The 25163-nt window shown below is 55.4% G+C and carries 26 protein-coding genes; 4 read left to right on the forward strand and 22 right to left on the reverse strand.

Annotation, left to right across the window (positions count from 1 at the left end):
• From VGC33_RS12670 to hisN, 3 genes are all read right to left on the reverse strand, one after another.
• The coding region (locus VGC33_RS12670; protein WP_331121123.1) for an FAD-NAD(P)-binding protein at window positions 1-1547 on the reverse strand (1547 nt) is incomplete at its 3' end.
• Window positions 1548-1785: 238 nt separating this feature from the next.
• A complete protein-coding gene (locus tag VGC33_RS12675) occupies window positions 1786-2943 on the reverse strand; it encodes an MFS transporter (RefSeq protein ID WP_331121124.1) in 1158 nt (385 codons plus the stop codon).
• A gap of 11 nt (window positions 2944-2954) precedes the next feature.
• Entirely contained in the window at window positions 2955-3749 is a 795-nt protein-coding gene (hisN, locus tag VGC33_RS12680) for a histidinol-phosphatase (protein ID WP_331121125.1), read from the reverse strand.
• Between the two features lie 100 nt (window positions 3750-3849).
• Here hisN and VGC33_RS12685 point away from each other — a divergent pair, with 100 nt between their 5' ends.
• Complete coding sequence (locus tag VGC33_RS12685) at window positions 3850-4620, forward strand: DeoR/GlpR family DNA-binding transcription regulator (protein WP_331121158.1); 771 nt, start codon at window positions 3850-3852, stop codon at window positions 4618-4620.
• Between the two features lie 70 nt (window positions 4621-4690).
• Here the strand turns inward: VGC33_RS12685 and VGC33_RS12690 are convergent, their stop codons facing one another.
• From VGC33_RS12690 to VGC33_RS12750, 13 genes are all read right to left on the reverse strand, one after another.
• Window positions 4691-4984, reverse strand: a complete 294-nt coding sequence (locus VGC33_RS12690; RefSeq protein WP_331121126.1) for a CsbD family protein — start codon at window positions 4982-4984, stop codon at window positions 4691-4693.
• A gap of 38 nt (window positions 4985-5022) precedes the next feature.
• A complete protein-coding gene (rbsK, locus tag VGC33_RS12695; RefSeq protein ID WP_331121127.1) occupies window positions 5023-5970 on the reverse strand; it encodes a ribokinase in 948 nt (315 codons plus the stop codon).
• A gap of 70 nt (window positions 5971-6040) precedes the next feature.
• The gene (locus tag VGC33_RS12700; protein WP_331121128.1) at window positions 6041-7015 is read right to left on the reverse strand and encodes an ABC transporter permease; all 975 of its coding nucleotides are present in this window, start codon (window positions 7013-7015) and stop codon (window positions 6041-6043) included.
• Between the two features lie 34 nt (window positions 7016-7049).
• Window positions 7050-8606 carry a sugar ABC transporter ATP-binding protein gene (locus VGC33_RS12705; protein ID WP_331121129.1) on the reverse strand — a complete coding sequence of 519 codons (1557 nt, stop codon included), beginning with the start codon at window positions 8604-8606 and terminating at the stop codon, window positions 7050-7052.
• Window positions 8607-8714: 108 nt separating this feature from the next.
• A complete protein-coding gene (locus VGC33_RS12710; protein WP_331121130.1) occupies window positions 8715-9677 on the reverse strand; it encodes a sugar ABC transporter substrate-binding protein in 963 nt (320 codons plus the stop codon).
• A 147-nt stretch (window positions 9678-9824) separates the two neighbouring features.
• A complete protein-coding gene (rikA, locus tag VGC33_RS12715) occupies window positions 9825-11030 on the reverse strand; it encodes a putative transcription factor/ribokinase fusion protein RikA (protein ID WP_331121131.1) in 1206 nt (401 codons plus the stop codon).
• Window positions 11031-11335: 305 nt separating this feature from the next.
• On the reverse strand, window positions 11336-11812 hold the full coding sequence (locus VGC33_RS12720; protein ID WP_331121132.1) for a carboxymuconolactone decarboxylase family protein: 477 nt from the start codon (window positions 11810-11812) through the stop codon (window positions 11336-11338).
• A gap of 213 nt (window positions 11813-12025) precedes the next feature.
• Entirely contained in the window at window positions 12026-12514 is a 489-nt protein-coding gene (locus VGC33_RS12725; RefSeq protein ID WP_331121133.1) for an RrF2 family transcriptional regulator, read from the reverse strand.
• A gap of 129 nt (window positions 12515-12643) precedes the next feature.
• Window positions 12644-13015, reverse strand: a complete 372-nt coding sequence (locus tag VGC33_RS12730) for a hypothetical protein (protein ID WP_331121134.1) — start codon at window positions 13013-13015, stop codon at window positions 12644-12646.
• A complete protein-coding gene (locus VGC33_RS12735; RefSeq protein WP_331121135.1) occupies window positions 13015-13275 on the reverse strand; it encodes a hypothetical protein in 261 nt (86 codons plus the stop codon). Before VGC33_RS12735 ends, VGC33_RS12730 begins: the two co-directional genes overlap by 1 nt.
• 132 nt (window positions 13276-13407) lie before the next feature.
• Window positions 13408-15048, reverse strand: a complete 1641-nt coding sequence (locus tag VGC33_RS12740; RefSeq protein WP_331121136.1) for a GMC family oxidoreductase — start codon at window positions 15046-15048, stop codon at window positions 13408-13410.
• Window positions 15045-15581 carry a sugar dehydrogenase complex small subunit gene (locus VGC33_RS12745; protein WP_331121137.1) on the reverse strand — a complete coding sequence of 179 codons (537 nt, stop codon included), beginning with the start codon at window positions 15579-15581 and terminating at the stop codon, window positions 15045-15047. The genes VGC33_RS12740 and VGC33_RS12745 overlap by 4 nt, the downstream gene beginning before the upstream one ends.
• Window positions 15568-16944 carry a c-type cytochrome gene (locus VGC33_RS12750; protein ID WP_414636928.1) on the reverse strand — a complete coding sequence of 459 codons (1377 nt, stop codon included), beginning with the start codon at window positions 16942-16944 and terminating at the stop codon, window positions 15568-15570. The genes VGC33_RS12745 and VGC33_RS12750 overlap by 14 nt, the downstream gene beginning before the upstream one ends.
• 963 nt (window positions 16945-17907) lie before the next feature.
• On the opposite strand from VGC33_RS12750, the gene VGC33_RS12755 reads away from it, so the two are divergent.
• Entirely contained in the window at window positions 17908-18672 is a 765-nt protein-coding gene (locus tag VGC33_RS12755; protein WP_331121139.1) for an SDR family NAD(P)-dependent oxidoreductase, read from the forward strand.
• 93 nt (window positions 18673-18765) lie between these two features.
• Here the strand turns inward: VGC33_RS12755 and VGC33_RS12760 are convergent, their stop codons facing one another.
• Complete coding sequence (locus tag VGC33_RS12760) at window positions 18766-19008, reverse strand: DinI-like family protein (protein ID WP_331121140.1); 243 nt, start codon at window positions 19006-19008, stop codon at window positions 18766-18768.
• Between the two features lie 247 nt (window positions 19009-19255).
• On the opposite strand from VGC33_RS12760, the gene VGC33_RS12765 reads away from it, so the two are divergent.
• Window positions 19256-20104 carry a hypothetical protein gene (locus VGC33_RS12765; protein WP_331121141.1) on the forward strand — a complete coding sequence of 283 codons (849 nt, stop codon included), beginning with the start codon at window positions 19256-19258 and terminating at the stop codon, window positions 20102-20104.
• A gap of 69 nt (window positions 20105-20173) precedes the next feature.
• On the opposite strand, the gene azuC is transcribed toward VGC33_RS12765, so the two are convergent.
• From azuC to VGC33_RS12785, 5 genes are all read right to left on the reverse strand, one after another.
• Window positions 20174-20257, reverse strand: a complete 84-nt coding sequence (gene azuC, locus VGC33_RS23245) for a stress response protein AzuC (protein WP_414636929.1) — start codon at window positions 20255-20257, stop codon at window positions 20174-20176.
• A 248-nt stretch (window positions 20258-20505) separates the two neighbouring features.
• Window positions 20506-21300 carry an SDR family NAD(P)-dependent oxidoreductase gene (locus tag VGC33_RS12770; protein WP_331121142.1) on the reverse strand — a complete coding sequence of 265 codons (795 nt, stop codon included), beginning with the start codon at window positions 21298-21300 and terminating at the stop codon, window positions 20506-20508.
• Window positions 21301-21489: 189 nt separating this feature from the next.
• On the reverse strand, window positions 21490-22374 hold the full coding sequence (locus VGC33_RS12775; protein WP_331121143.1) for a LysR family transcriptional regulator: 885 nt from the start codon (window positions 22372-22374) through the stop codon (window positions 21490-21492).
• A 124-nt stretch (window positions 22375-22498) separates the two neighbouring features.
• Window positions 22499-22969: a hypothetical protein gene (locus VGC33_RS12780; protein WP_331121144.1), complete on the reverse strand. Its 471-nt coding sequence runs from the start codon at window positions 22967-22969 to the stop codon at window positions 22499-22501.
• Between the two features lie 21 nt (window positions 22970-22990).
• Window positions 22991-23830: a hypothetical protein gene (locus VGC33_RS12785; RefSeq protein ID WP_331121145.1), complete on the reverse strand. Its 840-nt coding sequence runs from the start codon at window positions 23828-23830 to the stop codon at window positions 22991-22993.
• Window positions 23831-24095: 265 nt separating this feature from the next.
• Here VGC33_RS12785 and VGC33_RS12790 point away from each other — a divergent pair, with 265 nt between their 5' ends.
• A complete protein-coding gene (locus VGC33_RS12790) occupies window positions 24096-25133 on the forward strand; it encodes a fatty acid desaturase (RefSeq protein WP_331121146.1) in 1038 nt (345 codons plus the stop codon).
• The last annotated feature ends 30 nt before the right edge of the window (window positions 25134-25163 follow it).

The following is a 25163-nucleotide window of genomic DNA, read 5'->3' on the forward strand; positions in this document are numbered from 1 at the left end:
ATGGCCGCGCCGATTTGCGCACAGACGGTGAGGCCCTGTACAAACGGCTGGTCGTGCATAAGATAGGGTAAGGCGCCGAATGCGATACGTCCGCGAGCCGATGCGGGCGCAAGCAGCGTGTAGTCATCACCGATATCCGGAATATCATCGCCAGTCGCCTTGAGCTGTGTTCTTAACGTTGGAAACGGCAGGTCTTTGATCTTCAGCGGCTGCTGACCGCGCGCGTCGATAAAAACATCGAAAACATGGGTTTTCTCCCCGACCGTCATCACCGTCTGGTGTTTTTTTACGTCCATTGCATAGTCCGGCCCGAGGGTCAAAATGCTGATAATTCCAGCCTCGCGCAATGCCAGCAAGCGGCGAATCGATTGCGACGGAATCGCCGCATAGTTATCGATAAAAACGCGGGCGAGGCCCGCAAGGAATCTTTTATTGTCCGGTTCGCTGAGAAAAGGGACTATTTCCTCGACGGCTTCATGTAAACGCAGAATAGCGTAACGCCACGGCACCGTACGTCTGTCGCGTTTGTTGCGCTCTACTTCATTAAGATTGGATTCAGCCCAGGTAAAGGGACCGTATTTATTGCGATCGGCAAACCAGGCGCCAGCGAAACTATCGGCATCGAGGGTTCTTAACGATATATGTTCGCTCCAAAGCGGATCCGCCGCTTCAATTTCCTTAACGATGAGCCCGAAGACCCGGTTGAGCAAGCCGTCCGGACCGGCGGCAATTTCGTTTTTGATCGCGTTTTCCGTCGCGATGCATAAAGGTTCATAGGGGATCGGACAGTAAAAATCCGCTTCCGGCAGAATGCCTGAACGGGACATGAGCACAACTTTTAATGTCTCGCTTCCTTCGTCAAGATTAAACTGAATATGGTCATCATCGGTCTCAATAAAAGTGCCATGCTGAACAGCCACCGCCATTGCCGCGTCAATGGCGCTCAAAGAAGTACCCAAGATCCCCACCTTGCACGCCGTGATATTCGCTTCCATCAGCCCTGACCATAGGCTGGGAAAGAAGGTGCGCGTCGACGCGCTTTCGTCGGGCCAGACGTGTCCGGTGGCGATAACCGTAAGATCATACAGTTCCGGCGCCGGTTTACCCTGCGCCCATAGCCTTACGCCATCGGACGTGGCTTCCAGATCGGTGACCAGGCATGATTCATGTACATTCACCTCGAAGCCCAGCTTTTTCGCCTGCGCGACCAATTCCAGAAACTGGTCGCGAAAATATTCGCCGAGAAGAATACGCGGCAGAAACTGTCGGACGTGAAGTGAAGAAGACTGGACGCCATAACCGGCCAGATGGTCCTCGCTCTGGCTTCGCAGCCAGTCGATGTAGGTCGAAAAAATCGGTGGAATTTCTATGCTGGCGATATTAGCCAGCATCATCCTTGAGTTTTCTTCATTATTATAAGGCATGCCCACGCCGGCCTCTTTGGCCTGTTCATAGATACAAACCGAAAGAGGCGACCTGTTCTTCAGAAGCGAAAAAAAAGTATAAATCCCTGTCGGCCCAGCGCCGACGATAGCGATCTTTTTCATCGTTGTTCAACCGTCTTCATTGTCATAGCACCTATCCGTATGCCGGAAATCCGGCTTGCCCACCAGGCGCAAGCCAATTATAGAATCTACGGGAAAATAAACGTCATGCAGGATAAGTGTGGTAGAAAACGCATAATGAGCAAATTTCGCGCCCAATAGGGCGCAGGGCATCGAGATAATCAACGGTTTAATAAAAATGAAATGATGGGTCCACAGCGCGACGCGCGCGATGTATCCCTCAACTCCTGGGCACGGCTTTACGGCCAGGATGGATGGCCAGGGACAGCCCCGCGACGGCGAGCATCAGAATAGTGATAAAAATAAAGGCATTGGACAGCGAACTGCCGTGTGCGATATACCCCACCATTGCCGGACCGGCCAATACGCCCAGATAGCCCATGGTGGTGATGGCGGGCACGGCCGCCGCCTGGGGCATCAGCGTCTGGCGTCCGACCGCCGAGAACATCACCGGCACGATATTGGCGCAACCGGCGCCAACCAGTACGTAACCCAGCAGCGTAAGCGACCAGGCGGGAACAAACGTCACCAGAGCAAATCCGCCGGCGGCAACCACAGCGCCGCCGAAAACCATGGGCAACGCGCCGAGCCAGGCTATTAGCCTGTCACCGGTTAGCCTGGCGACAGTCATCGCCACGGCAAAGGCCGTGAAGCCGAGGCCGCCCATTGTTTCGGGCATGCCGCGCACTTCGGTCAGGAATACCGCGCTCCAGTCGAGCACCGTGCCTTCGGCAAGGAAAACGGCGTAGCAAACAATGCCGATAAGCAGCACGATCCCGCGCGGTACGGCGAAGCCCTGGCCGGTGGCAGGGTTGGCCCAGGGAAGCAATCCTTCCAGGCTCAGCACCAGCAGCAGTGCGACAATAGCCGCCGCCGCGAGGCTGGCAATCAATACACTCGCGCCAAGCGTCAGCATCAGCGTCATAAAGCCCGCCCCGGCGATGCCGCCCACGCTGTACATGCCATGAAAACCGGACATCAAAGGTGTCCGCGCCTGCCGTTCCACGATAATCGCCTGAATATTCATGGCGCAGTCCGTTACGCCCACGCCAATGCCAAACAACAGCAGCACCGTGGCGAGGAGCGCGGTGTCTGAAATCCCGGCCAGCAGCGGCGTGGCCGGCGTAACGATGGCAAGCGCGACGGTTATTACCCGCCGGCAGCCGTAGCGGGTGGTTAGCATGCCGGTGAGCGGCATGGCAATCAGCGCGCCCATGCCCAGGCAGAGCAGCAACGTCCCCAGCGTGGCTTCATTCACGCCGGTATTGGCTTTTGCAAAGGGGACGATGACCGCCCAGGTGGCGGTGGCGAACCCGGCGATAAAGAATACCAGGCGTGTCGCGAGCCGTGGTCCGGCCTTGAATGCTATGGCGTGCATGATGCTTCCTTTCAGCGAAGGGGAGTCAGGATCCGCAGGACGTCGGCATGCAGGGCAGCCGAACCACAGGCGACTATGGCGCCGCCGTTTTCAGCTCTGCCGCCCTCAAGCGTGGTGACAATACCCCCGGCCGCTTCAATGATCGGGATAAGCGGCACGATATCGTAAGGTTGCATTGAATACTCGACGCAGATATCGATGAACCCGGCCGCCAGCATCGCCATGGCATAACATTCACCGCCGTAGCGGGTCATCAATACCTGCCGACTCAAATCCGCGAAGTGATTGCCGGCATGCAGCGCGATGGATTCCGGCGCGGTGGCGTGAAGAATGGCCTGATCCAGCTGAATATTTTGCCGGGTGCGCAGGCGTATTTCACCGAGCGGCCCGCAGGTCCAGGCGTTGTCGCCGTCCGACCAGAAACGTTCGCGGGTGAAGGGCTGGCTCATCATACCCATCACCGCCCGTCCTTTATGGGTCAGGCCTATCAGCGTTCCCCATACGGGCAGGCCACACAGGAAGGGGCGCGTTCCGTCGATGGGATCTATAACCCACTGAAAATCACCGTGGCCGACGTTACCAAACTCTTCACCCATAATGGCGTGGTCCGGGAATTGGGCGGCAATATGTTTTCTGAGTGATTTTTCCGTCGCGCGATCGGCGTCGGTGACCGGATCAAAACGGAATCCTTCCTTGGGTTTATTCGACACACCCAGGTTGGCGCGCTGCCGATAGCTCTTCAGGGTGATGTCCTCGGACAGCGCCGCCAGTTGATGAAAAAAATGGATATCGGGTAGGGATGACATGTTGTGTTCCTCTTGTAAGGTCGACAGGGGTTGACAGGCCGAGGGCCGATGCACGATTATGCTCATTAATGCTCGATGTAAGAATTTACAAGGAAATTTCATGCTCGATTATGCAGCTTTTCCCGACCAACGACAAGTCCTGATCCGCCGGATCCTTCAGCAGGAGGGCCGGGTGGTCTGTGTTGAACTGGCGACGCAACTGAAGGTCTCCGAGCACACTATTCGCCGTGATTTACAAGAGCTTGCCAACGAAGGCCTGTGCAAAAAAGTGTACGGAGGGGCGGTGCTGCAACTGCCGCGGGCGGATGACTTTGCCCATCGAAAAGAGCAGGATTTTGCAAAAAAAGACATAATCGCTCATAGATGTGCGCAACTGGTCAAGGGCGATAGCTGTATTTTTATCGATGCCGGCACCACTAATCTCGCCATAGCCAGGGCGCTGCCGGCAGATATGCGGGTGACGGCCGTGACCAACTCCCCTGAAATTGCGGTGGAACTGATGAAGCGCGCCCAGGGTGAAACCATTGTGCTGGGCGGGCTTCTCCAGAAAGCGCAGGGCGGGTGTGTGGGCAGCGCCGCGGTAGACCAGCTTCGTGGAATTATTTTCGACCAGGCATTTATCGGCGCCTGCGCCATGAATGCGGAAATCGGGCTGACGGGGTTTGATTTTGAAGATTGTGAGTTCAAAAAGGCGGTCATCCGGCAGAGCAATGAGGTCGTGGTTGCCCTTACCGCGGATAAAGTGCCAGGCGTGGCGCGCTATATTGTGGCCGATGCCGGTGAAATCGATGTGATGGTGGTGGAGGAAAGCCTGGGGAAAGACATTTATAATGCCTTCAAAGCACGGGATATACGCATTTACACCGTCTGAAGCGCATGGGTGCCGGTACCCCGGCATGGGGTCGCGGGAATGAAAGGGGCGCCGAAAACGCCCCGGAGTATTATTTACTGCGGCCCAGGATAAAACCGAGCAGCAGCCCTATGGTCCCGATGGCGGCAAGTCCCACCAGCGGATTTTCACGAACGTGTTCACGAACGCCCGCCGCCGCATCGTTGAACACTTCAGACACTTTAGCCGTAGCCTGCTTGGCCGCGCCTTTCGCTTCCTGTTCGGGGGAATCGACCGCTTCACCGAATTTTTTCTGGGCCGCCCCGGCAAATTGATCGGTTTTGTTTTTTACCTTGTCGGCAACGTCATCGATGGCGTCATTATTTGGTTTTGTAATCTCAGACATAACTATCCCTCTTTTAATTATTCACAAGATAAGAGTAGTTAAGTTTTGCTAATAGGCATAATCGCCGCGTCGAAATCAAACGTCTCCAGCTCCTGGCGATAGGGAATCGACGTTTGCGCGCCGAGCCGGGTTACCGAGATGGCGCTGGCTTTATGGGCGAAATTGATGGACTGCGCAAGCGTATTTCCTTCGCTAAGCGCCACCACCAGCGCGCCGTTGAACGTGTCGCCGGCAGCGGTGGTGTCCGCCGCGTTAACCCGATAACCGGGAATTATTGTCCCCTGGCCATCGTGAAAGAGGTAAGCCCCCCGGCTTCCCAGCGTGATAATCACGCTCTTCACTCCCCTTTGGATAAAATAACGCGCCGCCTGGCCGGCGCTTGTTTCATCGATAACCTTAATGCCCGTTAATATTTCGGCTTCGGTTTCATTCGGGGTAATAAGATCCAACTGCGCGAGCAGGCTGTCGGTTAAGGGCCGGGCCGGTGCCGGATTCAGAATGACATACCGGCCGGTTTGCCGCGCAAGCGCAATCGCATGTTCGATGCCCGCCATGGGTGTTTCCAATTGCAACAGTAAATAGTCGGCGTTAAAAATGTATTGCGCGTGCTTTTCAACGACCGATTTGGACAGCATGGCATTGGCGTTCGCGCAAATCGCGATACAGTTTTGCCCGTTATCATCCACCAAGATAAAGGCGATACCCGTGTTTTCATGCCGGCATATCTCTACCGCCTCGGTATGGATGCCGTCGGCCTTAAAAGCCGATAGCGCGCTGCGTGCGTAGGGATCATCACCCACGCAGGTGATAAAAGTGACGTCCGCGCCCAGACGGGCGGCGGCCACGGCCTGATTGGCGCCTTTTCCGCCGCCGGCCAAAATATGGTGGTGGCCGGCCACGGTTTCCCCCGGCACGGGCAGGTGATGCGCGCGAATAATATGATCCTGGTTAACGCTGCCAAGTACCACGATACTTTTTTTGATCATGTGAATATCCTGAATTGGAATGCGCTGGTTGGCCGCCCGGCCAGTAACAAGAAAACCCGGGGCGGGGCAATTATTTTTTCTGTCGTTGGCTGCGATAGGTGTCCAGCACCACCGCCACGATGATAACCGCGCCGGTTATCACCCGTTTCGTGGGCTCGCTTGCCCCGATTTGCGCCAGCCCCGCCGCCAGTACGGAAATAATCAAGGCGCCCAGGAAAGTACAGATCACCGAGCCGCGTCCGCCCATCAGGCTGGTGCCGCCGATGACCACGGCGGCGATGACCTGCAGTTCCATACCCACGCCGCCGTTGGGATCCGCCGCTTCGAGGCGGGCGACCTGGAACAGCGACGCCAGGCCGGACAATCCCCCCATCAGGGCGAACACCGCGATTTTATAGGGGCCGGGATTGATTCCCGACAGGCGTACCGCCTCTTCATTGGTGCCTATCCCGATAAGATGGCGGCCAAAAATGGTGCGGGTCAACGCCAGATGTCCCAGCAAAATCACCAGGGCGGCAATGACAAACGACGGCGAGATGCCAAGAACAATCGGATCGGCCAGATAATCGTATATCGAGCCGATATACGCGGTACGGGAATCGGTTAATTGATACGCCGCCCCACGCGCCATCTCCAGCATGCCCAAGGACACGATAAAGGACGGAATACGCCAGAAGACCGTGATAAAACCGGTCAGCGATCCCACAAGCGTCGCCAGCGCCACGCCCGACAGCGCGGCAAGCCAGGGGTTCCAATGCAGGTTCAGGTAGGTGACGCTGACAACGGCGGCGGCTAACGCCAGTAAAGAACCCACCGAAAGGTCAATGCCCGCGATGATCAGCACAAAGGTCATCCCAACCGACATCACCATTAAATCCGGGATCTGATTGGCAATGGTGCTGAAGGTATTCATGCTTAAAAAGTGGTCGCTGAGAAAGGAAAACAGCACAATCATCGCCAGCAGCGCGCCGATAAGACCCAGATAGCTGCTCAGGCCGCGCCAGGAAGAAGGGGATACTGCATTTACCGCCTGTGGTTGTTTCATGTTATCCGGCCCGGTTTGATTAGATAATGGCGTGTTACTCATCCTGTGATTTCCCTGTATCCGACTGGGGGCCGTCAACGCTTTCTGTTTGTTGATAGCCGGAAAATGCCGCAGCCAAAAGGCGGTCCTGCGTCCAGGCGCCGCGGATAAATATGTCCACCAGTTTCCCGGCCGACAGCACGGCGATACGATCGCAAATAAGCATTAATTCTCGCAGATCGCTGGAAACGACTATCAGCCCTTTGCCGGCTTGGGTAAGCTCATTCATGAGTAGATAAATATCCCGCTTCGCCCCCACGTCTATTCCGCGGGTAGGCTCGTCGAATAAAATGATGTCGCAATTGCGCTCCAGCCAGCGGCTGATCAACACCTTCTGCTGATTTCCGCCCGACAGGCTTTCGACCGGTTGGCCGCTGCCCGTGGCGCGAATACCCAGGCTTTTAATCTGTTTTTGCGCCAAACGTTGTTCATGCCGCGCATTGACCACCGAGAAGCGGCTGATTTTATCGCTGTTCCCCAGGGAGATATTGGCGGCAATGGATTGCGGCAATAGCAGCCCTTCGCCTTTGCGATCTTCGGTAACCAGCGCCACCCGGTGTCTGATTGCGTCGGCGGGAGAGTGAATGGTTACCGGCTGGAGTGGATTACCGACGAATAATTGCCCGCTGTCCGCACGGTCCGCGCCAAAAATAACCCGCAATAATTCGGTTCTTCCCGCGCCGACCAAGCCGCTGATTCCCAGGACTTCTCCGCGGTGCAGGGTAAAAGAAACATCCCGGACAATATTACCCCGCTTCATATGATCCACTTTTAATATAGGTTCGCCCCGCCGGCGTCCGCTGATATCAAGGGTGCTTTCCAGATCGCGTCCCACCATTAACGACACCAGCTGGTCACTGCTGTACCGTTTGATATCGTCGGTACACACGACATGGCCGTCGCGCAGCACGGTAACCTCATCGGCAATCATGGCCAGCTCATCCAAACGATGGGAAATATAGATAAGCGCGACGCCGCGCTGCTTGAACAGCCTGATTTGGCTAAATAATAATTCGACTTCGCGACTGGTCAGCATCGCAGTCGGTTCGTCGAGGATGAGTATGCGGCTTTCACCGATTAAATTACGAGCGATCTCAATCATTTGCTGATGGCCCAGCCCCAGATCGCCCACCAGGGTATCCGGATCAATCGTTTGCAGGCCGACCATCGCCATGACCGGACAGGCCATTTCGCGCAGGCGACGGCGGTTGATCCAACCCGCGCGATGGGGTAATTGATCGATGAATAAATTTTCCGCAACGGAAAGGGTCGGCAGCAGATTGAGCTCCTGCATCACCATGCGGATACCCATTTTTTCCGCTTCTTTCCTATTGGCCGGCGCATAAGGCTGGCCCTGATATAGCATACTGCCGGTGGTGGGGATAACCAGCCCGCCGATGATTTTGGATAAGGTGCTTTTGCCCGCGCCATTTTCACCGGTCAGTGCCAGTACCTTCCCGGGATATAGTTTGAGGCTCACATCCGTCAGCACCGGCTCGCTATAGGTTTTGCCGATACCCGTTATTGAGAGAACTTCATGCCGATCGGTCATTTTGCGGTTATCCGGTGAGGGCAACATAACTGTGTTAACGGTCGGGTTTACAACGGCCCGGAATATATCCCGGCCCTTTGCCGGCGGGCCGTTGATTGCCTGATGACGTTATTGCTTGACGATAAGTTTTACCGGCGTTTCAACACTGCTTGCCAGTTCGCTCTGTTTTTTCCCGTTATTCAGCGCGGCTAACGCGGCATCAATACCAAATACCGCCTGTTGTGACGCGAACTGATCGGCGGTCGCCAATACCCGGCCATCGGCCAGCATCGGTTTGATTGCTTCGATGTTGTCATAACCCACAACCTGGACCTGGCCTTTTTTGCCGGCGGCGCGAACCGCGGAAACCGCACCCAGCGCCATATTGTCGTTATCCGCTAACAAGGCTTTGATATTCGGGTATTCGCTTAACATCGCCGCGGCGATGGCATTGGCATTATTAATTTCCCACTGCCCGGACTGGACAGACACGACTTTTATGCCCGCCTGCGCCATGGCATCCTGATAACCCTGGGTGCGTTGCTGGGAATTCGTCGACGTTGGAATGCCTTCAATAATACCTACCTGATCGCCGGCCTTCAGATGTTTTGCTAAATAAGTACCGATGTCCTTTGCGCCTTTGCGGTTGTCCGGGCCGACAAAGGGAACATTTAATCCTTTATCTTTCAGAACGGCGGCATCAAACTGATTATCAATATTGATAACAATGATGCCGGCATCGACCGCTTTTTTAATCACCGGCACCAGCGCTTTGGAGTCTGAGGGGGCAATGATAATGGCATCCGCCTTTGACACGATCATCTGCTCGACTATTTGAATCTGATTAGAGGTGTCGGTTTCATTTTTTATGCCATTAGAGATAAGATCAAATTTATCAGCATGTTGTTTCTGGTAATCTTTCGCACCCGTTTCCATCGTCAAGAAAAATTCATTAGCCAGCGATTTCATTACCAGGGCAATTTTGGGTTTTTTGTGCGGCGCATCGGCAGCGGAAACCGGCAAAGCAATGGCGGCTGAAAGCGCCAGTACCGCGGCGGCGCTTAAGACTTTAATAAATGGTAAATTTTTCATGAAATTATCCTTTCGAGAGAGTAACTATCAGGACAATAAAGTTGTGGTGGCCACAATATTATCGTACATATACTCCGTTTATCCGAAGTTGCCTTCAATGATGGGAGTATAAATAAAAGTCTATCTATCAGTAATATAACCAATAATTTACTGCTGCATCCGATGATAAACCAGCGAGCTGTTAGGCATATTGGATGCGCCTTTACGCTCGACTTTCAGGGAGGCAAACGCGGCGGCATATTGCACCGCATCGGTTAATTTTTTGCCATTGGCAATGCACCCGGCCAAGGCGCCGGTAAATGCATCGCCCGCGCCGCTGGTATCGATTACCGCTGATTTGTATGCGGGAACGTAGGTAAAAATATCGCCATCAAATAATAAACAACCTTGGTCACCTAACGTGATGATGACACATTTTGCCCCTTGGTCATGGATATTTTTCGCCGCGAGTTTTGCTGAGTGAACGTCGGTGATGAATATGCCGGACAACGCTTCAGCCTCAACTTTATTCGGTGTTATAATATCAATTAAATGCAATATTTCTTTTACTTCCGACACATAAGGCGCAGGATTCAATAGCACCAGTGACTGAAATGATTTAGCTTGCATTATCGCAAAGCGGGTAATCGGGAAATTATTCTCCAGCTGGGTCAAGAATACTTTACAGTTTTGGATTATATCTAAATCAAACAGAATATCATCTTGGGTGAAGGTTTCATTGGCGCCGAGGTCGATGCTTATCATGTTATCACCGGTGGCATTGGACACCCAGACAATGGCAATCCCGGTGGCGGCGATTTCATTTTCAAAAATGGTGAAAGAGGAGATTTCAGTATTAGAAATATACTTTCTCGCTTTTTCGGAAAATTCATCCATGCCCAGCTTTATCGCCAGATGAACATTATTGTTTATCTTCGCCGCCGCCACCGCCTGGTTGGTGCCTTTGCCGCCGGCGTAAAAATGGGTGGAAGAGGAACGAATAGTTTGCCCTATCTGCGGCAGCATCATCGTTTCCGAGACGATATCGACATTGAATGAACCTAAAATATAGATTCCTCCGTCGAGCAGCCTCTCTTTTTGATCCGCAGCGGAAGAAAAATCACGGGTACTTTCACCCAGTCCTTTCAGGATGGTGTTGATAACCGATTTTTCGAACAGGGATTCATCGGCAACGTCCGCCAACTTTGCGCCACCGTGGAACAGCAGGCAGGTGGCATGCGCGCTGAGCTGTTTTAAATCATTACGTATTGTGCGCGTGGTAACGCTTAACTCTTTTGCCAATTCAGCAACGTAGACATTTTTATCCTTTACCAGCTTAACTCGAATCGCTTTTTGTCTTTCGTTTTTATTCATCAAGCCTTACCTCGGAATCTATAGTATGAAATGAGGAACAGCGTTAATCACGCCAGGCTCATAAAAATGCCTAAAAAAAGGAAATTCTTTTTCCGATAGCGGCTTAAACGGCAAAATCAGGAGATCTATCACAGAATGGGAATAACGGACGAGGGGGCGTTATGGTTGAGCAACGGATGCGCCATGCCGGCGGATTAATCGGGACGAGGGCAAACGTCTCGCGGCATCCGCCCGGTGGTGACGTTGGTCACGGACATGGCGCTGTTGATGAAGGTGGCTAACCCGCCACCCCGCGCGGCTCGCCCTTAGCGCAAACCCGACTTATCGAGACCGAACGCCTTGTCGGCGGACCCCGGAACGGCCCGGAATGCCACGCCGGCGCGATTCCAGGCGTTGATCGACATAATGGCGAAGGTCAGATCGGATATTTCCTTCTCGGAAAATTGGCCGCGTACGCGTTCATAAAGATCGTCCGGCACATCGCCCGCCAGCCGGGTGAGGGATTCGGTCCACGCCAGCGCCGCGCGCTCGCGCGGTTGGAATAATGGGGATTCGCGCCAGATCGCCACGTGGTGCAGGCGCAGCGCGGATTCGCCGCGGATAGTCGCCTGTTTGACATGCATGTCCAGGCAGAAGCCACAGCCGTTAAGCTGGGAAGCGCGCACCTCGATAAGATCGATAATGCTCTCCTCAATGACGCCGCGCCTGACCACGGCCGAAAACTCGATAAGTTTGTTGTACTGTTCGGGTGACAATTGAGCATAATTAACACGTTGGGTCATGGCGTTTTTTCTCCGGTTATTAAGGATATTTATTATCCTTATGGACATATAATATCCTTAATTAAAATATTGTAAAGCGGCGCCGCGCCGAAGCGGCCGCATAGGTCTATAACCCAATGCAGGAAACAATCTTATGGACGGGGTATGTGTTTTTGCGCAGTTTCCCGCGCCTCGCCAAAACCGGCTCGATTTCCGCCGCCGCGCAACCGGGCGTCAGCCGGATCGTTCCAATAGCCAATCCATGGTGCGCTTGAGCAGGTCGTTCGGGACATCCTCGGCCAGGGTCACCGCCAGTGAGGCAAGGCTGACTCCCGCGAGGGATTGGCGCCATGCCGCGTCGGCGTCCCACATGATGCGCGCTATCGGGCACGGCTTGCTGTCGCAGGCGCCTTTTGCCCTGCAGGGGTTATTGCCGCGTATTTCATTGCAAATAAACGTCTGCCGTTTACCCTCGACAGCTTCGACAATATCCAGGAAGGTGATGTGCGACGGCGCCCTGGCCAGCCGGTAGCCGCCGCTCGGGCCAAGCGTGGTCGCCACCAGGCCGGCTTGCGACAGGCTTTGCAGCGCTTTCGACAGATATTCCTTCGGCAAGCCGTGAAATTCCGCCAGGGTTTTGGTGGACAAATAGCGCCCGGCGGGCATGCCGGCAAGCAGGGCGCAGCAGTGCAAGGCCCATTCGACCTGACTCTTGAGGTTCATGATGTTATCCGCTAAAACGCAACATTAGTTACGGATATATACTATCCGTAACTCGGGCGTTTTGTAAATATCCCGTCCGGGTAAACCTGTTTTGCGCTGTTTTTTAAATGATGGCGTGTAACGATACAATCAGCGTGGGGAAGAATCACAACCGGCCGCGGCAAAAAAAGCGGGATCGATCTCCTGTTCCCGCAGCCATGGATGGGTTTTCAGGTACTGATAAACGCTATCCCCGGGCGTTATCGCCGGATATCCATAAATGCCGTCCAGCTGTTCAAGGGTGATATGCACCATTGGATTACGGCAATAGGTTGAAATCTCTTGTGAGCCGTCTTTAATTTCTTTTTGCAATTGCGCGATAATCCACAGCGTAGGCCGCCACCAGTCATAAGCGAAATCAACGTGCTTGATCACCGAAGCCGCCGCCTGACGGTGTGAAAGCATGGCGAAAAAGTTGAGAATATTGTCGAGATGAAGACGGGCGCGACGATCGATATCCATCATTTCACCCAGGCTTTTATCTTTAAGCTCTGGACGCAGGCTTTGATAATCGCGCGCTCGGATTCCAATAGCTGGAAACGGAAAGTGATAACAACACCCATAAACGCCAACGCGGTGAACAGGACATTGATGGCATTGTAAATAGACGTGGTAGGCTCGCCAAAGGCGGAACTGGAGATATATTTAGAAAGAGGATATGCCGACAGCCAAAATAAAAATATGCACAAAAAAGTCATCGCTAAAAATTTTTTATTACTCATTGCCCTGTTGTCCTTATGAGCATGTGTTCGCAACCGCCTATACTCCCAGGCCCGCTGTTGCGTCGGGTTTATGCTAAAAAATAACACCGCGGCTCACCGGGAAGCAAGCCGCGGAATAATTTAACGCTTAATTTATACCTTCATCACTTTTAGCAGATGATCCGCCAAACGCAGGCTTAACGCCGCGCCGGTAAGCGTTGGATTCATGCACGAGGTCGAGGGCATCACGCTGGTGCCGGCAATAAACAGATTAGGGTGATCGTGAGATTGGCACTGACTGTTCACGACGGCGTTTTTCGGGTCATCGCCCATGATGGTGGTGCCCATGATATGCTGGCGATCCTGATAGCTGGTATCAATTTTGGCAATATCGGCATTGAGCAGGCGGGCGATATTTTTAAAATCCTTCAGCGCCACTTCCTTACCCGCTTCCCAATAATCGGTTACGCTGTAATAAATCTCCGGCAGCGGGATGCCGATGGCGTCGGTTTTGGTCTTGCTCGGCACCACACGATTTTCCGCCAGCGGCAGCGTTTCGAAATCAACGGCGAAATTCAGTGACCGCGCCGACTGGCGGCGTAGTTCCTCATCAAGCTTTGATCCAAGAACCCCTTTTTCAATCAGCGACGCGGCGTAATCCGCCGTCGGCACGGTGTTGCGCACTTTGGTCTTGTAGCTGGGGAAATCCTTGCGGAACTCACCGTCGCGATTATTAAGATAGACCAGCAGCTCGGTCGGTCCCTGGCCCGGCCAAACATCTTCTTTCATCATGATATTCATGCTGATGCCGGTATGTCCCATCAAATTTCGCCCCACCTGGCCGGAGCTGTTGGCTATGCCGTTCGGGTAGCGCTCCGACGTCGACATCAGCAATAATTTAGGCGATTCAATACCATAGGCGGCCAACACGAAATAGTTCGCGCTGAGGTGGTGCTCGGAGCCGTCGGGTTTTTTATACCCTACGCCGCTGATATTACCCTTATCGTCCGCCTCGATTTTGTAGACCACAGAGTTATCCAGTAACTTTGCCCCTAATCTTTCGGCCAGGTCGATATGTATCGAACCATCATACTTGGCGCCAATCGGGCAAACCGGGTTGCAGTTATTGTTGCCGGCACAGATCGGGCGATTGCCGTAGGGACGCGTGGCGCGGCCATTAGGCTCCATCACCGGGTTATAACCGTCCTTGCCCAATAATTCCGACAGCCGGGTAAAGAGATAACTTGGCGTCAGTCCTTTCATCGGGAACGGCGTGGAGCGCGGCGGCCACGGACGTTTGCCCTGTCCGCTTTCATCCTGCCCGTCGACGCCGGATACCCCCAGCTCGCGTTCGGCCGCGCCGTACCAGGGTTCAAGTTCATCATAACCAAACGGCCAGTCCCTGCCGCGGCCATAAAGCGAGTTCAGTTTGAAATCATTGGGGATCATGCGCCACAGGGCCGAACCGAAGTGCCAGGTTGTTCCGCCCACCACGCGCAAATATTTGGTCGGATATTTTACCGGGCCGGTTTGTTGCAGGTAGCTGCCATAGGTGGAAGGCACGTGAGGCAAATCGGGATAGGGTGAGCCCACGCCCTGAAGTTTCATATTGGTCAATGACATCTTGAACGGGGAATTACGAAAGCGCTCGACGATGTCCTCGCGCTTAACGCGCGGCCCCGCCTCAAGGATAATTACTGATTTTCCCGCTTTTGCCAGTTGGGTGGCGATCAGGCCGCCCATGACGCCTGAGCCGATGATAATCACATCGGCATCAACATTTTTTTCGCTCATAGATTCGATCCTTTGACCGAGGTTGGCTCAATGGGTTTGCCGCCCCAGGAGTCGGGGCCGCCGCCATAGGTCGGCACCACCAGAATGCCCTTGGTCGGCAGATACATTAACGCTTGCGCGTAGGCAATCAGCTCCAGGTGTTCACCGTCACCGACGACGCCGGTGTACCAGGCGGAAATCATCAGGGTCGCTGTGTGGATCAGCGCGTCATCCGGGCTCAGGCTTGCCAGGAACTCATCCACATGGCCAAAATGGCGGCCGTTGAGGTAATTGCCGAGCGCGGTAAGCCTGGCGGGAAAGTCGGGATGGTGTTTAACCAACGCGGTGTAATAGCGCTGGCCCAGGACCGGACTGACCGGGCGGCTAACCAAAAAGGAGGACAGGGGCATAAAGCCGCTCTCGCTTAATGCCTGCGCCCGCGCCTTAACGGCGGGGAACAGGGAGGCGCAAACCGCGCTGAGTGATAAAACACCCATCCCCTGCAACATGCGACGCCTTGCCATCGACACCGGCGGATGATTATTTTGCGCCATGTGGTCTCCTTTTGTGAGTTATCAGCACCACCAGCAACATCACGGCAAGCAACAGGATAATCCCGGCGGTAATCATGGCCGCCGGGCTGGTAAGCCTGGCCAGCAGCGGTTTGTCACCCCCTTCGCGAATCACCCTTACCCGGTCGGCGCTAACGCTAATCTTGGGATTGCCGTAATGCTTGAGCACGTAATTGCTGACATCGGCAATCTGCCGATCGCTGAGCCGTTCACTGAAGTGAGCCTCCGGGCCAAAGGCCGGCATGGCGATCTCTTCGCCGTTTACGTTACGACGCACGCCGTACAAAATAGCGGCGACCAGGTTATCCGGGCGATCCGCGCCGGTGGCGCTGTTATGAAACAGAGAGGGGTAAAGGCGGTTGCCCTGGCCGTCCGCCTGATGGCAGTTGGCGCAACTGCCGCTGAAAACCTGCCAGCCGGCATCGATATTATCCGTCTGGCCGCGCTGGGTCAGTTCACTGTCGGAGGGTTGTCCATATCCGTCGCGCGGCTTGGCCGCGCCGGTATCCACCGCCGGGATACGGCGCAGATAAGCCACCATTGCCTGGATATCCGCATCGGACAGGTGCTGCAGACTGTGCTCGATGGCCTCCGCCATCGGACCCGCCGCCTGCGCTTTGCCGCTGACGTGACCGGTCTTGAGATATTGCGTCAGGTCGGCGTCCGACCAGTCGCCGATGCCGGAGTTGCGGTCGGGCGTGATATTCGGCGCATACCAACTGCCGAGGCTGCCCCCGGACAAGGCTTTACCGTTGTCCTGACCCATCAAGGCATTGCGCGGCGTGTGGCAGGTATCGCAATGCGCCAGCGCGTTAACCAGATAATCGCCGCGATTGATGTTATCGGCAATGCCCGGGGTTGGCGTCAACGGGGTATCGCCGGCAAACAGCCGGTTCCACAGCGCCATGGATGCCCGGATATTAAAGGGGAAGGGTAAATGGGTTTGCGGCGCCGGCGTATCGACCGGTTGCACGCCTTGCATAAAATAAGCATACAGCGCATGGATATCGGCGTCGGTAATGCGCGAATAAGAGGTATAAGGCATGGCCGGATAAAGATGTCGACCCTGCTTATCGATGCCCTCTCTAACGGCGCGGGCAAAATCCCGCTCGCTGTAATCGCCAATGCCGGACACCGTCGACGGGGTAATATTACTGGCGACTATACTGCCTAACGGGGATTGTATCGCATACCCGCCGGCCATGGGCGCGCCCCGATCGGGAGACGTATGGCAGGCGCCGCAGTCAGCGGCGGTAGCGAGATATTTTCCTTGCGCAACCAGATCCTCTGATGCCGGTTTATCCGCGGCCCCTGCGTTGGGTCCGCCCGCCAAGAGAAGTCCCATGACGAGAGGGAGATAATGACGCCTCACGGTCTTGCTCCTTTAAATAATTAAAATAAAACGTATTTTTATAATTTTTTGCATTATGTCCAGCGGACTCATCATGTAAAACATGATGTATATCACCATACAAGTCATGTTTTATAACAAATAATTAACATATGGTAGGTTGTTTTTGTATCAGAATGATTCAGGGTCCTGAAAAAAGGTCCGCTGACGGGTAGGTGAATAATTTTCTTTTTAACGATAAAAAAGGCAGGACAGCCGATTGATAGCGGCAAAAATGTGATTATGATCGGGTTGTGCCGGGAAATCTTCGGGCAAACGCCCAAAGGTAACGCATCCGGCATGGAAGAACAGGCAGGAATATCGCGGCGGAGCGAAGGGAGTCGCCGGTTACAGCACGGTTTAAAAAATAAGATATTGATATTATATAAACACGCTGGTATAGCTTTAGACTAAACCAGCGGCGGCGGCGGTAGGCCGTAATAGCGGCGGGGGCGCCAACGTCACGGCTTTTATCGTATGGAAAAGTGGCGCCCGCCGTAACGTCATGGGCAGGTTTAATTAGCGAGGATACGGATATGACCGAGGAAAAATGCGAACTCACCTACTCCCAGGTGACCACGCTGTGTTTTATGGCTTTTTTTGTCCTGGCCGCCGGCATTTGCTGGATCCACGTCTGGCCATAAGCCGGGCTGAAAATATACGTCGCCTTTGCCGTTAGTACGGCGGCGGTCCTGCCTCCCCACGCCGCATCCGCCTGGATGCCGATGTGTTCTTGCGTCCTGTCGATTGCGCCGCGTCTCCTTCCGTTGTTTCCGCGCTGACCAAAATAAAGCGCTACCTTATTGACAAAATAAATGTCGATCGACATATAATTGCCAAATAGATGATGACTATCATCTATGTTGCATGGCATAAGCAGGCCGCCATGCCCGTTCGGTAGCTATACAGGGGAATATCATGGGCTTATTGCAGGGTAAGGTGGCATTGGTCACCGGTGGCACCTCAGGCATCGGCAGGGCGAGCGCCGTCCTGTTCGCCCGCGAGGGCGCGCGGGTGGCGTTAACCGGACGCCGGGAAGACGCGGGTCTCGCCGTAGTGGCCGAGATTGAACAGGCCGGCGGCAGCGCGATATTTATTGCGGCGGATCTGACGCGCACCGAGGCTATCGCGGCGGTCATTGAACAGGTGGCGGCGCGCTACGGCAGGCTGGATTGCGCGTTCAACAATGCCGGCGTTGCGGGCGGCGGGCCGATTGAAACGCTCGATGAAGCCTTGTGGGATCGGATCATCGACACCAATCTGAAGGCGGCATTCTTTTGCCTGCAGGCGGAAGTGGCGCAGATGAAGCGCCAGGGAGGCGGCGGCGCGATTGTCTTTAACGGCTCGGTGCTGGCAAAAATAGCGGTGCCCGGCACTACGATTTATAGCGCCAGCAAGGGCGGCATTGTCTCGCTGGCCCAGGCGGCGGCGGTGGAATTCGGACCCGCCGGCATCCGGGTTAATTCCATCAATCCCTCCATCACCCGCACGCCGATGACCGCCGGACGCATTACCACCGATGAGCAGGGTATCGAGTCGCATCCCTACGCCGTGGGCATCCCCTTGGGGCGCATGGCGGAACCGGAGGAAATGGCACAGGTCGCGCTGTTCCTGCTTTCCGATCGGGCATCGTATGTGACGGGACAGGCGCTGGTGGTGGACGGCGGCCAGAGTGCAATGTGAGAACAAAGGGCGGTGCTGCAACGTTTGCGCCGACGCCTGGGGATTGACGGCGGCGTATTCCCCCGGCCGGCGCCGGGGCATGGCATTTGCCGGTTATTCCGCCACGGTGAGCCATTCAGCCGAGTCGTCGAACATTTCCTCAACGATACGCGCCAGGATGGCTTTGTCGCTTTTACTGGCATCGGTGTCCAGTCCGTTGCGCTGCATCGGTTTGGTTTCGACGCCGGCGTCGGGGAAAGTCTGCTGAACGCGTTTGGTCAGTTCGGCCAGGATAAGGCTGTCGGCACCGGGCAAGGAGCCGAAATTTCGTTTATCGTAAATCAGTTTAACGTGCATGATCCATCCTCTTAATTTTACTGGCTGAATATACAGGTCTTGCCAGGATGATTGCAAGGCGCTTTCGCCGGATCCCGGGTAAAAAAAGCGGCGGCCGCGCCGTTTGCATCAGGGCTTGGCATGGCGTAGACGTGGCACCGTGTTAACATCAAGGGTATACTTTTCTGGTGTGCTCAATCCTTTTCGCCCCTTCGGCAACCTGACTTTTGAGTGGATATCCGCATAACAGCTCTGCCTGGGAATGAATATGATTAAACTAATTTACCGATTGCCGGTATTGATCCTGCTGGCCGGGTTGGCCGCCCACGCCGCCGCGGCTGAAAATCAATGTCCCCCGGCTAAGAAAACCATCAACGACAGCAATAACTTAATCATGTTAAGCGGTACCGCCAAAGGCGACATACGCTTGGTGGTGGCGGGTATGGTGGGAAAAGATCTGGATGAACAGGCCCGGTCAAGCATCAGTTTCGATGCCTGCAGCGCCCTAAGCGAAGAAGCGTACGACTACCACAAGACGGAGGGCCATATGACCCTGCGCATGTCCAATCATACGGTAAAATCCGGCGATGGCTGGGAGAGCGAGTACGATATCGCCATCATCATCGACCAGGACGGCAAGCAGTCGCTGGTTAACCATAAGCAGGGTAAGAGCCGGTTTTTTGTCGGCGAAAAGGGCGTGATCACTTCCTCGACGGATGCCTTTACCATCAACGGCCAACCCGGTTTTACCACCGCGATCTATGATTATGATAAAAACCTGCGGCTCCTCAAAAGCACCGCGCGGGGAAGCGATCCCTTCAGCAACGACGTAAATATCTATGCCTATGATGATAAGGGTTATTTCAGCTCAATGCGTTCGCTGCACGCCAGCACCCGCTACCTGTATGGCGTAGACGGCAGGGAGGCAGGCTCTTTCTCGGTGTCCATAACGCCGATGAGCCAACTGACCAAAGTGGAAGAGTGCCGGCGCAACGATGATAGGGGCAACTGCATCCTGAGCTATGGCAGCGACAGGGAAATTCTGCCGCTGGCGGTCATCAGGCGGCACCGAAGCACGGCCACGCAATATCAGTACTGGGACCAGGACTCGCATTGACTTTCCTTGCCTACCCGATTTTCCCCAAAAAAAAAAGCTGCCGCGGCAGCTTTTTTGCAATCATGGAAATTAATACATGGCACCGGGCGGTACGTCTTTCACGGTATTAACGTATGACAGCAGCATTTTTTTCAGGAATTTACGGAATTTCATATGCGTCCCCTAACCAGGATTGACCTGTAAAGTGATTGCCTTTGATGGGGTAATAATATGACCTTCGTCACATAAATGCAAATATTTGTGATGCACATCACATAAAAAAAGGTGTAATTCACAATATTGCCGCCGTTCATTAACACTTTACAGCCATCCCGCGGCGGACTGGCGCGCAACGGATTACCCCAGCGGCGCGGCATGGCCGGATATTTATCCTTGCGCATCGTTTCTTGTCTTGTTCAGCGCTAGACGATGCTGTTGATAACCCCGCCGTCCACCCGCAGCGCAGCGCCGGTGGTGGCCGACGCCTGGAGGGAGCAGGTGTATATTACCAGGTTGGCTATTTCCTCGGGGGTCGCCAGGCGTTGGATAATGGAACTGGAACGATGGGTGCGCACGAAATCGGTACCCGCCTGCTCAATGCTCACGCCCGCCTCCCGGGCGGAATCCTGCAGCATGTCGCGCACCCCCTCGGACAGCGTGGGGCCGGGCAGCACGGAGTTCACCGTAACCCCGGTACCGGCGGCAAGCTTGGCCAGGCCGCCAGCCACGGCCAGCTGCGCCGTTTTGGTCACGCCGTAATGAATCATTTCCGGCGGGATGTTCAGCGCCGACTCCGACGAGACAAACACCATGCGTCCCCAGCCGCGGTCCAGCATGCCTTGCAGGTAAAAGCGCGCCAGCCGCACGCCCGACATCACGTTGGTCTGGAAATAACGCTCCCACTCATCGTCATCCACATCGAAAAAGGGCTTGGGGCCGTAAATACCGGCATTGTTGACTAAAATATCGACGGAGGGCACGGCGCCGGTCAGCAGCCTAACCCCCGCCGCATTGGACAAATCAGCCGCCACGCCCGTTACCGTCGCCTGCGGCGCCGCCTGGTGCAACTGGCTCAGCGCGTTGTCCACCGAGGCCTGGCTGCGGCCGTTAATCACCACCGAGGCGCCGGCGCGCGCCAGCCCGGTGGCGATGGCAAATCCAATGCCGCCGGTGGAGGCGGTGACGATGGCGTTTTTGCCCGATAAATCAATATGCATAATAGTCTCCAGAAAAAAAAGGTGGGAAGCAGGACGGGGAGGTATGACCGACGGCCTGTCCTCGTTCTACCATGATAGGTCATGGCGCTGGCGGCGTTAAGCGGGGCGGGGCAACGCTGTACGTATTCTTGATCCAGGCCGCATACCGCGCCGCGCTGACCCGGTGTTAAAACCGCTTTCAGTCCGCTGTTATGCCAGGCTTTCGAGCAGGAAATTCAGCAGCCTTTTGATGCGGGGCGCCTGGAATTTATTACGGTTATACAGGGCATACAGGGGTGCCGGCTCGATGAAATATTCATCTAATACCGTCACCAGCCGACCGGCGGCCAGGTCTTCCCTGATATCAAGGATGGGCATATAAGCGAAGCCATAACCCAGGATCGCCCATTTGTGGCTGATATCGCCATCATTGGTGGTATAAGCCGGCGTGACCATCATCTGTTGCGGCATATTTCCTTCATTGCGATAAACCCAGGGTTCCTGAATGCCGAGGGCGTTAACCAGGACAATGGCCGGCAAGGCCTGCAGGCTGACGGGCGCCGGCGGCGGGCTCAATTGCGACAGCAGTCCCGGCGCGGCGCAAACCACCCGATGGCTGTCGGCCAGTTTACGGGCCGTGAAGGCGCCGTCGCCGGGTCGTCCATAGCGGATGGCGATATCTGTATCGTCGCCGATGGGGGCGGCGGCGTCGGACAGGGAGAGAATAAAATTAATGGCGGGAAAATCGTGGCGAAAACGGTCCAATAGGCCGATCAGGCGATTGCGGCCGAAATCGGAAGGCGCGGTAAGCGTTATCGTGCCTTTGATTTCATCCTTGCCGGCGCGCAACAGTTCAGTGACGTCGTTTAGCTGTTCCACGGCGCGTTGGCTATAGCTCAGGAACAGCTTGCCCTCGTCGGTCAGTCTGAGCTGCCGGGTGGTCCGTTCAAACAGGCGGACCTTAAGACCGGTTTCCAGACGGACGATACACGCGCTCGCCGCCGCCGGCGAACAGCCAAGCTTACGTCCGGCCGCCGAGAAACTGCCCAACATCGCCGCTTCGATAAAAAGTCGCAAATCGCTTAAACGTTCCACTCATTATCCTTAATCTCGTCACTGTTACATTAGCATCCTTTATTATGCTGGATAGCGGATAAGTTTGCTTTTGTCGCCGCGCCGGTGAATTCGCGTTCCGGCATAAGGCCTTGACAGCTCTATATTAACGTGATTGTCCCATGGCCGGGCGTTCGGCCGCCAGGCTTGCCCGTAAATCATTCAGGACGCTAATCTCTCGCCGTAGCATCTTTGCCCTGGCATACTGCCTGCGCCGGACAGGGCTTATGTCGGTGCCCGGGACAAGCCGGGCCAAACCGGCCATCAGCTCAGGCAGCGGCCGGTTTTTTTTCTGACTGACAAAATGACACAGCGCGGCATAATCCAGGGGGATATAGGCTGTGTCAGGGTGCGCGATCATCCGCGGGTGGCGGCGGTATAATCCTAACAGCTGGATTTTGGCATCCGCGACGAACTCGTTTTCCCGGCGAGTGCTCACCCTAAGCGGATCCGGTCCGCACGCAAAATCCTTAGCGCGCGCCCTTCCGGCACAGGGCAGGCCGCGTCGCCAACGCGCGCCGATATCCGCGAAAGCGGTCAGGGCGGTACCGAAAAGAGAGACACGTAACCACTTCATATTAACCTCCGTTGGAATCAGTCACGTTAAATGCCTCTGCGTCAACCGCTGACGCAACAGGTCATCCAGGATCAGCAGATCTTGCCGCCACAGCGCGCATGTCTGTTCCAGGTCCCTGTCGATCTCGGTTAACCTTTGCTCGCGCCGCGTAATCGCCGTGGCGATAAAATAATCCAGTGAATCCAACAGGAAGGCGGCGGCGTTGGCACGGAGCGCCGCAAGCCCCCCGGGATAGCTCGCGCGCAGTTCGTCCAGCTGCCGCCTTATTTTATCGCGCAGGGCGTTTTTACCGTTGTTATCGGTAGCGTCACCGTCCGGGGATAACGAGATAATGCGATAGGGCGGGGGAAACAGCGAAGCCAGGCTTTTTTCCAATGCGATCCCGGCCGCCTCGTGCGTTTTATCCCGGTGTTTATCGCCATCGGTAATCACCATCATTCGCCGCCCAAGATCGGGGAAACGATGGCGCAGGGCGGTCAAAAAGCGTATTTCCACCGGGGCCAGCGCACCTTCGCCCCGGCTGTGGACGAACAGGATCCAGTCGGCGCCTATGGCTCCCGCCAGCGCGCCGCTGTGGGAGTCGTTTAAATCTTGCGTGAAGATATAGCGGCGGGTGTCCGGCTCCCGCGTGGGTTTTTCCTGGCGGTCGGCAAGCACAGCGGACGGGTCGCCTGCGACGGCGGTGGGAAGAATATCCGCCAGCGCCCGATGGCCCGCGCCGCGCATACCGCATATCGCGATACGGTGTTCCGTTGATGGACGAGATTGATTGGTCAGAAATTCGCGATAAAAAATGGCAAATTCAGGATCTTCTTGGCATAAATACTGCAACCCATCCCGTTCTGGCCCTGACTTGTCCATGCTTGACATTTCCCATGACATACGTAAGTCCCACATGGATTATCGGCAGATCACCCCTGATGTTTAACCTTCTGTTAAGCGGGAGGACGGCGCGGTTCGTTCATGGCGGACATGATGCCCGCCGGCGGTCCGATAACGAGTCTTTTTCGTTGGCGCTTCATCTGACCGCTTATCTCATTTATCACCCTTCTATTGCCATTTTAATTCGTATGTTGTGCCGCCGGGGTGATGAATACTGATGAAAAAACCGTCGGGGATAAACGCCATGCCAGCACCTGTAGGAAAAACCGCGCACTATTTGCATGACGGCCAGCGCGATCGCATCAGGCAGCTTGCGACCACCCGTTCGTGGCGCTGGGAGCTGCCCACCTGGGGCCTGATTGCGCTGATCTATGCCGGGTGGTTCGGTACCGTGCATTATTGGACGGTGCTGGGACCCTGGGTCGGCACGCCGCTGCTTATCTGGTTTACCACGTGGTATATGTCGCTGCAGCATGAGCTGATTCATGGCCATCCGACGCGCGTGGCATGGCTGAACCCGCTGTTCGGTCTGTTGCCGCTGGCGGTATGGTATCCCTATGGGCTTTATCGCGATTCACATCTGCGCCATCACCGCGACGATCATTTGACCGATCCGGCTGAAGATCCCGAAGGTTATTATTTCACTGCCGAAAGCTGGCAAGGATTTTCACCGCTGCGTCGGCGTTTGGTGCGGGTGCGCAATACCTTTGCCGGGCGCTTGCTTATCGGGCCGGCGCTGGATATTTACCGCGCGCTGCGCGGCATTGTGTCGGCCGTGGCCGACGGCGATCGCCGCGCCGTCGGTATGTGGCTTATCCACGGTCTGCTGCTGCTGGCCCTGTTGCAATGGGTGGCGTTATCGGGCCTGTCGGTGGGGTATTACCTACTGGCCATAAGCTATCCGGCCCTGGCCTTGACCAAAGTCCGATCGTTTATGGAGCACCGCGCCGCGCGGGATCCGCGGGCGCGTTCCGTTATCAACGAGGCGGCGTGGCCCTGGCGGCTGTTGTTCCTTAACCTGAACTACCATTTAGTCCATCATGATTTGCCCGCCGTGCCTTGGTACGCCCTGCGTCGGGTTTATCTGGCCGATCGCGCCGCCTACCGGCAGCGCACCGGCGGATTTGTGGTTCGTGGCTACGCCGAATGGCTGGGGGAGTATGCCTTCAGGCCGGTCGAGGTCGAGGTGCATCCGTTATCGCCGGGCGGCGCACGGGCTCCCGCGGCGCCGGAATCCGGCCATGGGGACTTGGTTACCGATGCGGGATATCCACCGCGATGAGGACCTGATGGCGTGCGTAAAGCGTAATGA

Origin of the sequence: Acerihabitans sp., from assembly GCF_036398755.1 — a bacterium.
Taxonomy (GTDB): Bacteria; Pseudomonadota; Gammaproteobacteria; order Enterobacterales; family Enterobacteriaceae; genus Acerihabitans.

What these genes read in the sequence shown, in the direction of transcription:
- VGC33_RS12675 (WP_331121124.1), bottom strand. Translation starts at nt 2,943, where the DNA reads ATGCACGCCATAGCATTCAAGGCCGGACCACGGCTCGCGACACGCCTG.
- hisN (WP_331121125.1), bottom strand. Translation starts at nt 3,749, where the DNA reads ATGTCATCCCTACCCGATATCCATTTTTTTCATCAACTGGCGGCGCTG.
- VGC33_RS12685 (WP_331121158.1), top strand. Translation starts at nt 3,850, where the DNA reads ATGCTCGATTATGCAGCTTTTCCCGACCAACGACAAGTCCTGATCCGC.
- VGC33_RS12690 (WP_331121126.1), bottom strand. Translation starts at nt 4,984, where the DNA reads ATGTCTGAGATTACAAAACCAAATAATGACGCCATCGATGACGTTGCC.
- rbsK (WP_331121127.1), bottom strand. Translation starts at nt 5,970, where the DNA reads ATGATCAAAAAAAGTATCGTGGTACTTGGCAGCGTTAACCAGGATCAT.
- VGC33_RS12700 (WP_331121128.1), bottom strand. Translation starts at nt 7,015, where the DNA reads ATGAAACAACCACAGGCGGTAAATGCAGTATCCCCTTCTTCCTGGCGC.
- VGC33_RS12705 (WP_331121129.1), bottom strand. Translation starts at nt 8,606, where the DNA reads ATGACCGATCGGCATGAAGTTCTCTCAATAACGGGTATCGGCAAAACC.
- VGC33_RS12710 (WP_331121130.1), bottom strand. Translation starts at nt 9,677, where the DNA reads ATGAAAAATTTACCATTTATTAAAGTCTTAAGCGCCGCCGCGGTACTG.
- rikA (WP_331121131.1), bottom strand. Translation starts at nt 11,030, where the DNA reads ATGAATAAAAACGAAAGACAAAAAGCGATTCGAGTTAAGCTGGTAAAG.
- VGC33_RS12720 (WP_331121132.1), bottom strand. Translation starts at nt 11,812, where the DNA reads ATGACCCAACGTGTTAATTATGCTCAATTGTCACCCGAACAGTACAAC.
- VGC33_RS12725 (WP_331121133.1), bottom strand. Translation starts at nt 12,514, where the DNA reads ATGAACCTCAAGAGTCAGGTCGAATGGGCCTTGCACTGCTGCGCCCTG.
- VGC33_RS12730 (WP_331121134.1), bottom strand. Translation starts at nt 13,015, where the DNA reads ATGGATATCGATCGTCGCGCCCGTCTTCATCTCGACAATATTCTCAAC.
- VGC33_RS12735 (WP_331121135.1), bottom strand. Translation starts at nt 13,275, where the DNA reads ATGAGTAATAAAAAATTTTTAGCGATGACTTTTTTGTGCATATTTTTA.
- VGC33_RS12740 (WP_331121136.1), bottom strand. Translation starts at nt 15,048, where the DNA reads ATGAGCGAAAAAAATGTTGATGCCGATGTGATTATCATCGGCTCAGGC.
- VGC33_RS12745 (WP_331121137.1), bottom strand. Translation starts at nt 15,581, where the DNA reads ATGGCGCAAAATAATCATCCGCCGGTGTCGATGGCAAGGCGTCGCATG.
- VGC33_RS12750 (WP_414636928.1), bottom strand. Translation starts at nt 16,944, where the DNA reads ATGGGACTTCTCTTGGCGGGCGGACCCAACGCAGGGGCCGCGGATAAA.
- VGC33_RS12755 (WP_331121139.1), top strand. Translation starts at nt 17,908, where the DNA reads ATGGGCTTATTGCAGGGTAAGGTGGCATTGGTCACCGGTGGCACCTCA.
- VGC33_RS12760 (WP_331121140.1), bottom strand. Translation starts at nt 19,008, where the DNA reads ATGCACGTTAAACTGATTTACGATAAACGAAATTTCGGCTCCTTGCCC.
- VGC33_RS12765 (WP_331121141.1), top strand. Translation starts at nt 19,256, where the DNA reads ATGATTAAACTAATTTACCGATTGCCGGTATTGATCCTGCTGGCCGGG.
- azuC (WP_414636929.1), bottom strand. Translation starts at nt 20,257, where the DNA reads ATGAAATTCCGTAAATTCCTGAAAAAAATGCTGCTGTCATACGTTAAT.
- VGC33_RS12770 (WP_331121142.1), bottom strand. Translation starts at nt 21,300, where the DNA reads ATGCATATTGATTTATCGGGCAAAAACGCCATCGTCACCGCCTCCACC.
- VGC33_RS12780 (WP_331121144.1), bottom strand. Translation starts at nt 22,969, where the DNA reads ATGAAGTGGTTACGTGTCTCTCTTTTCGGTACCGCCCTGACCGCTTTC.
- VGC33_RS12785 (WP_331121145.1), bottom strand. Translation starts at nt 23,830, where the DNA reads ATGGACAAGTCAGGGCCAGAACGGGATGGGTTGCAGTATTTATGCCAA.
- VGC33_RS12790 (WP_331121146.1), top strand. Translation starts at nt 24,096, where the DNA reads ATGCCAGCACCTGTAGGAAAAACCGCGCACTATTTGCATGACGGCCAG.